The sequence below is a fragment of the Pseudarthrobacter sp. J1738 genome (genome assembly GCF_050490315.1).
GTDB lineage: Bacteria > Actinomycetota > Actinomycetes > Actinomycetales > Micrococcaceae > JBNPEO01.
The window spans coordinates 154,115-167,073 of record NZ_JBNPEO010000001.1 but is presented as its reverse complement, the minus strand read 5'-3'; the positions used below and the strand labels follow the sequence as shown (position 1 = coordinate 167,073).

At 58.8% G+C, this 12,959-nt stretch carries 12 protein-coding genes and 1 tRNA gene; 10 read left to right on the top strand and 3 right to left on the bottom strand.

Annotated features, from left to right (window positions below; all coding sequences use genetic code 11):
- Position 1 precedes the first annotated feature (1 nt).
- The 5 genes from ACQR35_RS00840 (at position 2) to ACQR35_RS00820 (ending at position 5,400) form a co-directional block, all read left to right on the top strand.
- On the top strand, positions 2–955 hold the full coding sequence (locus ACQR35_RS00840) for a metallophosphoesterase (protein WP_430267806.1): 954 nt from the start codon (positions 2–4) through the stop codon (positions 953–955).
- 151 nt (positions 956–1,106) lie between these two features.
- Entirely contained in the window at positions 1,107–2,933 is a 1,827-nt protein-coding gene (locus tag ACQR35_RS00835) for an ABC transporter ATP-binding protein (protein ID WP_430268953.1), read from the top strand.
- Entirely contained in the window at positions 2,930–4,756 is a 1,827-nt protein-coding gene (locus ACQR35_RS00830; RefSeq protein WP_430268952.1) for an ABC transporter ATP-binding protein, read from the top strand. Before ACQR35_RS00835 ends, ACQR35_RS00830 begins: the two co-directional genes overlap by 4 nt.
- A 111-nt stretch (positions 4,757–4,867) precedes the next feature.
- Positions 4,868–4,944: transfer RNA gene (locus tag ACQR35_RS00825), tRNA-Pro, on the top strand.
- A 99-nt stretch (positions 4,945–5,043) separates the two neighbouring features.
- Positions 5,044–5,400 carry a zinc ribbon domain-containing protein YjdM gene (locus ACQR35_RS00820; RefSeq protein WP_430268951.1) on the top strand — a complete coding sequence of 119 codons (357 nt, stop codon included), beginning with the start codon at positions 5,044–5,046 and terminating at the stop codon, positions 5,398–5,400.
- 85 nt (positions 5,401–5,485) lie between these two features.
- Here ACQR35_RS00820 and ACQR35_RS00815 read toward each other — a convergent pair whose 3' ends face one another.
- Positions 5,486–5,719: a hypothetical protein gene (locus ACQR35_RS00815; RefSeq protein WP_430267810.1), complete on the bottom strand. Its 234-nt coding sequence runs from the start codon at positions 5,717–5,719 to the stop codon at positions 5,486–5,488.
- 130 nt (positions 5,720–5,849) lie between these two features.
- Here ACQR35_RS00815 and ACQR35_RS00810 point away from each other — a divergent pair, with 130 nt between their 5' ends.
- A complete protein-coding gene (locus ACQR35_RS00810; protein WP_430267811.1) occupies positions 5,850–7,112 on the top strand; it encodes a helix-turn-helix domain-containing protein in 1,263 nt (420 codons plus the stop codon).
- Here ACQR35_RS00810 and ACQR35_RS00805 read toward each other — a convergent pair.
- Together ACQR35_RS00805 and purD are read right to left on the bottom strand one after the other, a co-directional pair.
- Complete coding sequence (locus ACQR35_RS00805) at positions 7,109–8,017, bottom strand: phosphoribosylaminoimidazolesuccinocarboxamide synthase (protein WP_430268950.1); 909 nt, start codon at positions 8,015–8,017, stop codon at positions 7,109–7,111. The genes ACQR35_RS00810 and ACQR35_RS00805 overlap by 4 nt on opposite strands.
- A gap of 1 nt (position 8,018) precedes the next feature.
- Positions 8,019–9,368, bottom strand: a complete 1,350-nt coding sequence (purD, locus tag ACQR35_RS00800) for a phosphoribosylamine--glycine ligase (RefSeq protein ID WP_430269236.1) — start codon at positions 9,366–9,368, stop codon at positions 8,019–8,021.
- 89 nt (positions 9,369–9,457) lie between these two features.
- On the opposite strand from purD, the gene ACQR35_RS00795 reads away from it, so the two are divergent.
- From ACQR35_RS00795 to ACQR35_RS00780, 4 genes are all read left to right on the top strand, one after another.
- Positions 9,458–10,474, top strand: a complete 1,017-nt coding sequence (locus ACQR35_RS00795) for an asparaginase (RefSeq protein ID WP_430268949.1) — start codon at positions 9,458–9,460, stop codon at positions 10,472–10,474.
- Positions 10,475–10,481: 7 nt separating this feature from the next.
- Positions 10,482–10,853 (top strand): sterol carrier family protein, encoded by a 372-nt coding sequence (locus ACQR35_RS00790; RefSeq protein ID WP_430268948.1) that lies wholly within the window; start codon positions 10,482–10,484, stop codon positions 10,851–10,853.
- A 165-nt stretch (positions 10,854–11,018) separates the two neighbouring features.
- A complete protein-coding gene (locus ACQR35_RS00785; RefSeq protein ID WP_430267815.1) occupies positions 11,019–11,804 on the top strand; it encodes an SDR family oxidoreductase in 786 nt (261 codons plus the stop codon).
- A gap of 63 nt (positions 11,805–11,867) precedes the next feature.
- Positions 11,868–12,938, top strand: coding sequence for an App1 family protein (locus ACQR35_RS00780; RefSeq protein ID WP_430268947.1), 1,071 nt, complete (start codon positions 11,868–11,870; stop codon positions 12,936–12,938).
- The last annotated feature ends 21 nt before the right edge of the window (positions 12,939–12,959 follow it).

Below are 12,959 nucleotides of genomic sequence, written 5' to 3'. Positions count from 1 at the left end.
AATGGCTCTGGATAACTCTGCGGTAAGCCGCGCTCGGGATATCGGGCGCGGCTTTGCCGTTGCCGCCGGAACTCTAGCCGTAGCTGGGGCTGCTACCACTGCTTACGGCGTGTGGGAAAAGAACCAATTTGGGCTGCGGGAAGAAACGCTGCCCATTTTGCCGGCAGGTTTTGGCCCGTTGCGGGTTCTGCATTTGAGCGACATTCACTTTGTGCCCGGGCAAGACAAAAAGACCCGGTGGCTCAAGGAGCTCGCACAGCTCTCCCCGGATCTTGTGGTGAATACCGGAGACAACTTAAGTCACGTACAAGCGATTGACCCGCTCCTCGATGCACTGCGGCCTCTGATGAAGTTCCCCGGAGTATTTGTTCCTGGGTCAAACGACTACTACGCCCCAGTCTTCAAGAACCCAGCCACATACTTCTTGGGCCCCTCCAAAATTCGCAAGGATCCGCAGAAACTGGACTGGGATAAGTTGCGCACCGAATTTGGGATGGCAGGTTGGATTGAGCTGACCAACCGTGCTCAGTCCGTGGTGCTGAACGGTCTGCGTTTTGATTTCTCCGGTATGGATGACCCTCACCTGAACCGTGAGCGCTTTGCTGGCTGGCCGCGTGGCACCGCTGGTCAGGACAAGAATCCGCACCTTCGCGTCGCCGTCGTTCATGCTCCGTATCAGCGAGTCTTGGACCGGTTTACTGCCGAAGGCGCAGACGTCATTTTGGCCGGCCACACGCACGGCGGCCAGATTTGTGTGCCGGGCTATGGGGCGTTGATCAGCAATTGCGATCTGCCTACGTGGCGGGCCAGCGGCCTCCACGATTGGAACGTTGAAAACAGTACGACGCCGGTCAACGTCTCCGGCGGCATCGGCACCTCACGCTACGCACCGGTGAGAATCGCGTGCCGTCCCGAGGCCGTATTGCTCACGCTGACCGAGGGGCCAGCGAAGTAATTACGTTTGGCAATAACTGACCAATCCCGCCAACGGTTCCAGAATTTAGTGAATCGTGTCACCTCGATGGCATAGGCTAGTTGCTAAAGGTAACTATCGGGGCTCTTCCTTGGTATTTACGGATTTCCGGCGGAAGAAAAAAGAAGTAGGCATGCCAGAGCAACGTTCATTTTTTAAATCAATTGGCCGCCTCTACCCGCACATGAAGCCGATCATTCCCCGGCTCTTGATGGGTCTAATTTCCGCACTCCTAGCCAGCATTGTTGCCCTGGCCATCCCACAAGTGTTGCGTGTGTTGATCAACGATTCCTTGCACCCAAGCGGTTCGTCGTCGGGCGTGTGGGTTGCTGTGTGGGTCATTCTTGGGCTGGGTATTTTGGAAGCCCTGCTGGTTGCTTTGCGGCGCCAGTTTGTGATTAATCCGGCTACCACGGTGGAAACGCGGATGCGCATTTCGCTCTACAAGCACTTGCAGGACTTGACCGTTTCCTTCCACGATCGCTGGGGCTCAGGCCAGTTGCTCTCGCGAGCTATGAGTGATCTGAACTTTTTGCGCCGCTGGATGGCGTTTGGCGCGATTATGTTGGTGGTGACGTCACTGACAGTGATTATCGGCGTCATCCTGATGTTTTCCATGAGCTGGCAGCTTGCACTGATCTTTTTGGCCGCTGCCGTCCCGATTATGATTTTTGGTTTCCGCTTCCGCAAGAATTTTGGCCGCGTTGCCCGCCTGAGCCAAGACCAGGCCGGCGATCTCGCCACCACGGTTGAAGAATCTGTTCACGGTATTCGTGTGCTCAAAGCCTTTGGCCGCAGCCGCGAAGCGCTCGAGAACTTCAACGAACAAGCCGAAGGTTTACGCCAAACTGAGATTGCCAAGGCCAAGTACCTTGCCACGTTCTCGCTGGTGGTCACACTACTACCCGAGCTCGCTTTGGGTCTGGGCTTGATGGTGGGAATTTGGCTCAGCACCACGGGGCAGTTGAGCATCGGTTCGCTGGTGGCCTTCTTTGCCACAGCAGCAGTGGTGGCCTCGCCTGTGGAAGCTTGCGGCATGCTGCTGGCCATGACTCTGGCTGCCAAGAGCGCAGTTGACCGCCACTATGAAGTGATGGATTCGGTAAACACCATTACTGATCCAACAGAACCTCAAACGCCTAGCGAGTCCAAGGGCGCATTGACCTTTTCCAAGGTGCGCTTCGCTTTTGAGGATGCCGTTGCTCCGGATCCAGCGGACACCAAGTTCATTTTGGATGAGATTGACCTTGAGATCCGCCCCGGCGAGACCATGGCTCTAGTGGGTGTAACGGGGTCTGGTAAGTCGACCCTGCTGCAGCTCATTCCGCGCCTTTATGACGTGACAGAAGGGTCCATCAGCATTGACGGCGTGGACCTTCGCGACTTCTCCGTGGAGCAATTGCGAACCGTGGTTGCCGTGGCTTTTGAGGACACCACTTTGTTCTCCAATTCAGTGCGGGACAACGTTCTGCTGGGCGCCCCTGAACGCACTGACGCCATCCTTAACGAGGCGCTGGATGTTGCCCAGGCCCAGTTCACCCACACACTGCCAGAGGGGGTTGATACCCTCATTGGCGAGGAGGGCTTGAGCCTCTCCGGTGGTCAACGCCAGCGTGTTGCCTTGGCCCGGGCCATCGCCGCTCAACCCAAGGTTTTGGTGCTGGATGACCCCCTCTCGGCTTTGGACGTCAACACCGAGGCCAAAGTAGAGGCACGTTTGCGTGAAGTTCTCGCGGAGACCACCACACTGATTGTGGCGCACCGCCCCTCCACCGTGGCCCTCGCGGACCGGGTAGCGCTGCTCCAGGACGGGCGGATTACGGATGTGGGTACGCACAGCGAGCTATTGGGCCGGAATGCGCACTACCGCTATGTCATTGCCAGTTTGGACGAGGAACCCAAGGATTTGGACTCTGAACTGGAAACGGAACTTGAAGAGGCCGGGGAGGCCGTGCGATGAGCGCCGCAACGTTTGGAACAGCCAATGAGGACAATTCAGATCTGAGCCGCGAGGACAGCAAAGCAGTACGACGACGGTCGCTCGCCTTATTGGGCTCGTTGATCCGTCCAGTGCGCTTACGTTTTTGGCTGACGCTGTTAATGGTGGTGGTTTCACAGGCCACTCGCGTTGCAGGCCCCGCGCTGATTGCCTTTGGGATTGACCGCGCTTTGCCCGCCTTGGTGCAGGGCGATAGTTGGCCGTTGTTTTTGGCGGGCATTGGCTACGTCTTGGCCGCAATCGCAACCGCATGGCTGACGGCTTTGTACGTCACATCCACGGCCAAACTCAGCCAGGCCATGCTCTTGGATTTGCGGGTGCGCGTTTTCCGGCACACTCAACGTTTGAGCCTTGAATTTCATGAGAAGTACACCTCGGGCCGGATTATTTCCCGCCAGACTTCTGATCTTGAAGCACTGCGCGAATTGTTGGACTCGGGCGTCAGCTCGCTGGCCTCTGGTGTGTTGTTTATGCTCTTCACGGCCATCACGGTTTTCGCTTTGGACTGGCCCAGCGGACTGATTATGTTGGCCGCCGGTGTGCCCATGTTCTTCTTGGCTCGCTGGTATCAGAAATGGTCTCAGATTGCCTACCGCGAGTCCCGAGTGGTGTCCGCACGGTTGATTGTTCAGTTCGTGGAAACCATGACCGGAATCCGGGCTGTGAAGGCGTTCCGTAAGGAAGCTGAGAACGCACAGAAATACACCGAGGTTGCTGAGGAATACCGGAAGGTTACTGTTCGCTCGATCAATCTCAACGGTGTTCTGCAGCCTGGTTTGGTGTTGATTGGCAATGTCACAGTTGCCGTGGTTTTGCTCGCTGGCGGTTTCCGGGTGCTGGAGGGTGGAATGAGCGTTGGTGTGTTGCTCGCGCTAATCCTGTCCACTAAGCGCTTCTTCCAGCCGGTGGATCAGATGACCATGTTCTACAACTCCTTCCAGAGTGCGCAGGCTGCTTTGGAGAAGGTTTCCGGTTTGCTGGAGGAAGTCCCTACCGTACGTCCGCCCAAAAATCCGGTGGCGTTGAAGAACGCCCAGGGTGCAATCGACTTCCGTCAGGTGGAGTTCGGGTACGGCAACGGTCCTGTCATTATCCACACCATGGACTTGCATATCCCGGCCGGGCAGACCGTTGCTTTGGTAGGTCAGACGGGCGCTGGCAAGTCCACGCTGGCTAAGTTGATTGCGCGTTTCTATGACGTCACCTCGGGGTCATTAACGCTAGACGGCGTTGAGCTGCGTGATCTGTCCGGAGAGGACTTACGCAAGGCAGTAGTGATGGTCACGCAGGAGGCTTTTCTCTTTAGCGGTTCCGTGGCTGACAACATCGCGTTGGGCCGTCCTGAGGCTACTCGTGAGGAGATTGTGGAGGCAGCCACCATTGTGGGCGCACACGAGTTCATCACGGCATTGCCGGAGGGCTACGACACTGACGTCAACAAGCGTGGTGGACGTGTCTCGGCTGGTCAGCGTCAGTTGATCAGCTTCGCCAGAGCGTTCCTAGCCAGCCCGGCCGTGCTGATTTTGGATGAGGCAACGTCTTCGCTGGACATCCCCTCGGAGCGGATGGTTCAAAACGGCTTGGCCCGACTTCTGGATGGCGTCAACGGCAAAGGCCGGACAGCCTTGATCATCGCTCACCGTTTGTCCACTGTAGAGATCGCGGACCGAGTGCTGGTGGTTCACGATGGCACAGTGGTTGAGGACGGCACACCAGCAGAGCTGATCAGCGGCGGCGGCAGGTTCGCAGCTTTGCATGGTGCGTGGAAAGACTCGCTGGTTTAGCCCCTAGGACCGGGCGCTTGGAAAGGCTCAGCCGATTTCCCAGCACGGCCTCCCATCGGCTATCCTTGTAAAGTTGCTTTTGCCGCGCATTGGCGTGGTAAATCAATGGATCGGGATGTAGCGCAGCTTGGTAGCGCGCTTCGTTCGGGACGAAGAGGTCGCAGGTTCAAATCCTGTCATCCCGACCACACAGAAAGCCCGTCAGCACTTGGAATCCAAGAACTGGCGGGCTTTTCTTATGCTGGCACTTCTTATGCCAGCGAAGAGGCACCCTCTAGAATCGGATCATGAGCGATTCACTTCCCTCCTGCCCAGAATGCGGCAGCGCCTACACCTACGAGATGGGTGCCCTGCTGGTCTGCCCCGAGTGCGCCCACGAGTGGTCACCAGCCGAGGACGCAGCTGAAGAAGTTGACGGCCCCCGCGTGATCAAAGATTCCGTAGGCAATGAACTGCACGACGGCGATACCGTCACCATTGCCAAGGACCTGAAAGTTAAGGGCTTCCCCACTTCCATCAAGGTGGGCACCAAGGTTCGCAACATCCGTCTGGTGGACGGTGTGGGCGACCACGACATCGACTGCAAAGTGGACGGCTTTGGACCTATGCAACTGAAATCCAGCGTGGTCAAAAGAGTTCTCTAACAACCCGCCAAACCCTTTTAGCTTGTTAAATACGTGTGGCCCCTCCACATTGCGAGGGGCCACACGTATTTATTCAGGAGTTTGTTTAAGCGGGATCTGGCCAGTTGCCGATCGAAGTTACCGATGACCGTGCGGGGTCCGGCCAGTTGCCAATGGCTGAAATGGAAGCCCGAGCGGGATCCGGCCAGTTACCAATTGAGGTCACTGAGACGGAGGACCGTGCGGGGTCCGGCCAGTTGCCAATTGCGGACGCGGGAGCGGCCGCTGAAAAAGCCAGAGCTCCAGCGAGGACGACAGAAGCTGCAATCTTCTTGATCATTTTTTCCTCTAAACACGTGTCGGATTTGTTACAAGTTCGGCACAAACCTTGTTGACATACATTGTAAAATATTTACTACATGAGCTGTCAAGGCTCTTGTGGTGGAAATGTTCCGGTTACAGGAGGTCCCGTGGGGAATGGATTCGGCGAGAAGCTCCGAGCAGAGCGGCTCGAACGCGGATTAACGCAGGCTGAACTTGGTAAGGATCTCTACTCACCAAGCTACATCTCGCTCCTAGAAACCGGTCGGCGTGAGCCCACTGTGGAAGTCATCCAGGAACTAGCCCGCCGACTCGAACTGGCACCCAAGCAACTTGAAGCATGGAGCCAGCCCGTATCCCTCAGCGATGCCGAGTACGTTCTGGCCGGCCTCTACGCCCGTCAAGCCTGGGACCTCCGCGACTACGCTTTGGCCGCCACCCATGCCGCCAGCGCCGCTCTCATTGCACTTGAAGCCAAGAACACCAGCGCCTGGTGGAACATGAGCTACATGCAGGCGGAATGCCTGATGAAGGACGGCAAACTCGCCGAGTGCCAAGAGATTATTGAAAACCTCCTCGAACACCCCATGGCCACCGAATCAATCGGGCTTGGGGTCCGTGCCCGGCAGATGCTTGCCGCAGTGTGCCACGGACAAGGTCACCTAGCTACCGCCGTCGAACATGCAACCATTGCAGTCAACTTAGGTGTGAGCCTTCCGCAAGGTTCCACCGTCTATATCGGCTCTTTGAGGATCCTCATCGGCGCCCTCGCCGAGAGCGGCAAGCTTGAGGAAGCGTGGAAGTATTGCAAAGTCCTGGACGAACAGGTTGATGACCACGCCATGACTCAACTGGCTGGCGAAGTTGCTTGGGTCATTGGGAACGTTGCCTTTATGCGGCACGACTACATTGCCGGTGTGATGCACCATGAAAAAGCCGCCAAACTGCTCTCGCCCGCCAACGACATTGAGCTTTGGGCTCGTTTCAACAAGGCTTCTGCGGCAGTCCGTTTGTCCTCGGGCATTGTTGAGCCGGAAACACTCTCCGCGATTGAACGCGCCGAGCTGGCCTTGTCCATCGTCGGCGGCAACAAGTCAGACCAGCTGGAAGTGGACTTCATCCGGGCACGTTGGCTCTACCTCACCGGAGACGTCCCCGGCGCTCTGGACAAACTACGAGCAATCCACGCTGACCGCGATTCACTGGGACGGCACACTGCAGGGGAAGTATCGCTACTCCTAGGCAAGTCACTCAAGGCCTCCGGCGAATCCACTGCAGCGCTTGAATTCTTGCAAGAGGCTCAATCCGAGTTCACAGCAGCCGGAGCCTCAGACCGGGTTCAGCAAGCTTTGGATGCCATTTTGGAAATCCGTCTCGCTGAACGCCGGGCCGAGGCCAGCAAGTCCGCCTAAACGAACTGCTGACCGGTCAACTTCTCAAACGCTTCAACATAGCGGGCGCGGGTTCGCTCAATCACGTCAGCCGGCAATGCGGGTGGGGCCACGTCTGAGGCGCGGTCCCATCCGGATTCGGCTGAGGTCAGCCAGTCACGGACGTATTGCTTGTCGAATGACGGCTGCGCTCGTCCGGGCTCGTAATCATTAACATCCCAGAACCGTGAAGAGTCCGGGGTCAGGACCTCATCACCCAGCGTGATCACACCTGTGCCACGGTCCATACCGAACTCCACCTTTGTGTCAGCCAGGATGATGCCACGAGTGCGGGCAATCTCCTCAGCCGTGGTGTAAATCTTCAGAGTGAGCTCACGCAAGCGCTCGGCAACGTCAGGCCCAACCGCGTCCACCACCGCATCAAAAGTGATGTTCTCGTCATGCTCACCCACCTCAGCCTTCGCTGAGGGGGTGAAAATAGCGGGCTCAAGTTTGGATCCGTCCACCAGTCCTTCCGGCAACGGCAGGCTGCATACCGTCTGTGAAACCTTGTACTCAGCCAATCCTGAGCCGGTGAGGTAACCACGAGCAATGCACTCCACCGGGAACATGTCCAAGCGTTTGCAAATCATGGCCCGGCCAGCCACTTCCGCCGGTACACCATCCTCCACAGTGGAACCAAGCACGTGGTGCTCCACACCCAGCTGGTCAAACCACCACAGGCTCAGCTGCGTGAGGATACGTCCCTTGTCCGGGATCTCGCTCTCCAACACGTGGTCAAAGGCGCTGATACGGTCACTGGCAACCACCAGCACCCGGTCTTGGTCTTCGTCCTCACCAACGGGCACGTACAAGTCCCGGACCTTGCCGGAATAGACATGCTGCCAACCAGCAAGTTCCAATGTTGTGGTGTTTAACCCAGCCATGCTACGAATTCTCTTTCGTTGAGGTCGGTGATGCTGCCGATGACAGCTTGGTCACCGGCAAGGCGCCGGTGCGCGGCCCGCTGACCTTGATCTCACCACGGGCAGCTTTGGCTGCAATATCTGTGCGGAAGACGGAACCTTCCAGCTGAACCAGCTCAACGCCGTCGTACGCTTTTTCCCGCGCCTTTACAAGATCCGCGCCCAAAGCGACTACAGCCAAAACTCGGCCACCAGCCGAAACCACTTTGCCGTCCTCATTCAGCGCCGTACCGGCGTGAATCACGTGCACACCATCAATGGCTTCAACCTTTTTGAGGCCACGGATGCGGTCTCCCGTGCGTGGCGTGCCTGGGTAATTATTCGCGGCGACCACCACTGCGACGGCGGATTCCTTAGACCAGCGCAGTTCCTCCGCCTTATCCAATTCCCCCTTAGCCGCAGCCATCAAGACACCACCCAGTGGAGTTTTGAGCCGGGCCAGAACAGCTTGGGTTTCCGGGTCACCAAAACGGGCATTGAATTCAATCACCCGGGTTCCACGTGAGGTCAGAGCCAAACCACAGAACAGCACACCAATAAACGGTGTGCCGCGGCGGGCCATTTCATCCACGGTGGGCTGAGCAACCCGGTCAATAACTTCCTGGACCAACCCCTCGGGCGCCCAGTTGAGCGGCGTGTAAGCACCCATACCACCCGTATTGGGGCCTTCGTCGCCGTCGAAAATGCGTTTGAAATCCTGCGCCGGAACCAGCGGCACCGTGGTGCGGCCATCGCACAGAACAAAGAGTGAAACCTCTGGCCCGTCAAGGAATTCCTCAATCACCACGGATCCACCAGCGTCAAAGCAGGTCTGCGCGTGAGCTAGAGCCTCGTCGCGGTCCTTGGTGACCACCACGCCCTTGCCAGCTGCCAGACCGTCGTCCTTCACCACATAGGGGGCGCCAAAAGTGTCCAAAGCGTCCGCAGCTTCTTCAGCATTCACGGCAACCTTGGCCATGGCAGTGGGGACGTTAGCCTCAGCCATCACCTGCTTAGCGAAAGCCTTAGAGGCCTCCAACTGGGCTGCCTCACGGCTGGGACCGAACACCGGGATGCCCGCCTCACGCACAGCGTCGGAGACTCCGGCGGCCAGCGGAGCCTCAGGACCCACCACCACCAAATCTGCGCCCAGCTTCAACGCGAGGTTGGCTACGGCCTCCGGATTGTTGGCATCAATCGCGTGCGTTGGCACAAGCGTTGCAATGCCAGCATTACCCGGGGCCGAATGGACCTCAGAAACATTGGGGTCAGCAAGGAGGGAACGGACAATGGCGTGTTCGCGGCCGCCTGGGCCAATCACAAGAACCTTCACAATTTCCAAGGGTACTTTGTGCCCCCGGGCGCGTCCTAAGTGGTGACGGAATTGAGCCATCCCCGAAGCTGTGACCCTAGAATTGGCCTATGCCTCGAAACTCGCACGCCACCTTCACCGTGGACTCCGCTGTTGAACTTGCCGTTATTGAGCGCAGCGGCTTTATCGAGTCCCGCCACATTGGCTCCGCGGTGGTCCTTTCCGCCGACGGCCAAGTGGTCACCGAGCTGGGCGATATCCGCACACCCATTTACGCTCGGTCCACGCTCAAGCCCTTCCAAGCGATGGCCTCCATGCAGGCAGGCGTACCGTTGCGCGGCGCCCAGGTAGCGCTCGCCTGCGCGAGTCACGTTGGTTCGCTTGAGCACATGGACGTTGTAGAAACCATGCTCAAAGCGGCCGGTGTCACGGAAGATGATCTGCGGTGCCCTGCCGACTGGCCGTATGATGAAGCCGCCCGGAACTGGCTCCTGCGCAGCGAAAAAGGTAAGTCCCGCTTGGCCTTCAACTGCTCCGGCAAGCATGCGGCATTCCTGTGGGCTTGCACCGAAAACGGTTGGGATAAATCCACGTACCTGGACCCCACCCACCCCCTGCAAGAGCAAATCCGCGCAGTAATTGAGGAATACACCGAAGAAGAAATCGCCCACATGGGCATTGATGGTTGTGGTGCGCCGGTTGCCGCTGTCTCTCTCACCGGCCTAGCCCGTGCGTACTCCACTTTGGCAAAAGCCCCGGGCAACAAAAACTCCAACGCCCGCGCTGCCACCATTGCCACCTCCATGCTGGATTACCCTTGGGCCATTCAGGGCACCGGCCAACCAAACACGATTGTGATGGACGAACTCGGTGTAATTGCCAAAATTGGTGCCGAAGGTGTCCTGGTGATGGCCACCGACCAAGGCGTCTCCGTGGCGGTCAAGGTGCTCGACGGCAACATCCGGGCCACCTCTCTCGTGGGGCTGACTCTCCTCGCCGCTGCTGAAGCAATTGAGGTCCCGGCCGTTGCACGTGTGCTCGAAAAAGTAGTTGATCCCGTCCTCGGCGGTGGCGTCCCCGTGGGCCGGATGCGCCTCGGCTCCGCCGTCGCAGCACTCTTGGACTAGACGAGTTATGGCTGTTGCACGTCGCAGAGTAGACCAAGAACAAGGAAAAGCAGCCCTGGTCGAGTGGCGGACCGCCGCTGAGGCGAGTGCCGACGTCGGACGTTCAGTGACTGCCACGGCTGTCCGGTACACGCTCGAAGAAGTGACGGCCCGAGCGCCGGGAAATTCCGTGGAAGTCCGCGTCCCGCCCTTTGGTGTGACGCAGTGCGTGGAGGGGCCGCGGCACACGCGAGGAACCCCGCCCAACGTTATTGAGTGCGACGCCGCCACTTGGCTTGGTATGGTCACCGGCACCTTGAGCTGGGCCGACGCCGTTGCGGCCGGACGGGTTGCCGCGTCCGGATTGCGGGCCGACCTCTCCGAGCTCCTCCCGCTCTAAAGTCCCTCCTCCCCCGTTCCCATTAGCCGAGTGGGTAGATAATGTCCCTTAGGGTGCGTTCTAAAGGCCTTTATCTACCCATTCGGCGGGATGAGGCGGATGAGGCGGGTCAAGAGGGCTTGCGCGTGGGAGTGCGCGTTAGGGTGCGATGAAAGGGAGCGAGCTGTGGGTGTAGCGATCGTTGTTGGTGCAGATCGAGGAATTGGCAGGGCCATTGCACTCGCTCTGGCTGAGGCCGGACACAACATCGGTCTGACGTGGTTTTTAGACCAGGCAGGCGGCGAGCGCACGGTCCGGGACATCGAAGCCATGGGCCGCTCAGCAGTACTCCGGAAACTAGACACAGCTGAGCCGGAAAACTGCGCTGCAATGGTCGAGGAAATAGCCTCAAAGCTAGGCGGCGTGGACATTTTTGTGAACAACGCCGGGGCTGGGGACGGCAAGCCATTCTTCGAGCTCGATCTGCAAACGTGGCGGCACACCATGGACCTCAACCTCACAGGGGCGTTCGCTTCCCTACAGGCAGCGGCCCGTCTGATGGTCGAAGCCGGAAACGGCGGCAGAATCATCGCAATCACCAGCGTCCATTCCACTCAGCCCAAGGTCAACGGAGCCGCTTACGTCGCCGCAAAACACGGCTTGGACGGTCTACTCAAAGCCATGGCTCTCGAACTTTCCGGGCACAACATCACAGTCAATGCGGTGGCGCCTGGCGCCATCGCAACACCCATGTCCGGTTACCCGGGCGATGACCCCGAGCCGCCCACTGCTCCCGGAATCCCGCTGGGACGGTCCGGGCGCGCACGCGAAATTGCCGCCGTCGTAAGTTTCCTTGCCTCCCCGGGCGCAAGTTACGTCACCGGCGCTTCATGGCCGGTAGACGGTGGGATGCTGCTGATGGGTCCGGTGGCCGGGGCTCACCTGGAATCGGGCGAGTGGCGCCCAAACTAGACGCATCCTTCACACGGCGCGTGACCGCACGCCAGTAGGCGCAAGCTATGACACAGTTAGAGCATGGACAGCTTGCCGCAGGCGACAGCCGAAGAAAACTCGTGGGCACACAACCCCCTCTTCCAACTCGCCCACAGGATCTCGGACACTATCAACTCCCTTAGGCTACGGATGGCGCGTAAAAGCCACTTTGTTCCGGCCACCATCGCCTACACCGGATACGGTTCAACAACATGGGTCCGCGTTATGGCCCGCGTGCTGCTGAGCAGCAGGCCACTCCCTGGAACGCGGGCGGACCGCGAAGCGAAGGCAGGCGAACAGAACCTGCGCGGCTGGCGTGCGTTCACGAGTGTCCCCATCCCCAACCGCGATGTTGATATTGAGATCGGCGGCACCACGGTTCGGGTGAAATCGGATCGCGGCGGCATGGTGGACACGGTTGTCCCGGTGCAACTTGAGCCCGGCTGGCACAAAGTCAGCATGCGCGCATCCGGCACTGACACCGCGCACTCCCTCGTATTTGTGATTGGGGCCGAAACAGAGTTTGGGATCGTCTCTGACATTGATGACACAGTGATGATTACAGCCCTTCCCCGCCCCTTTTTGGCTTTGTGGAACACTTTTGTGCTGAGCGAGCGGGCACGTATGGCCACTCCCGGGATGTCAGTCCTGATGGACCGGCTACGCGCCGGCCACCCCCAAGCACCGATCATTTACCTCTCCACCGGTCCGTGGAACGCAGCCCCCACCTTGGCACGCTTCTTGAGCCGTAACCTGTACCCTGCCGGCCCGCTGCTGCTCACCGATTGGGGCCTCACACAGCACCGGTGGTTCCGCAGCGGCCGCGAGCACAAAATGATGAACCTCCAGCGCTTGGCCCAGGAATTTCCCGACGTTAAGTGGCTCCTGATTGGCGACAACGGCCAGCACGATGAAGAAATTTACTCCACGTTCTCCCAAGCCCACCCCGGAAATGTGGCCGCCATTGCCATCCGGCAGCTCTCGGTCAGTGAATCAGTGCTGGCGGGCGGTCACAGTGAAGACGGCGATCACAGTGGCTCCAGCGTGCCGTGGGTTTACTCCCCGGACGGCGCTGGAATGGTGAAGCAGTTGGACGGTTTAGACATCGTCTAACGGTTTTTCGTCTGGTGATTT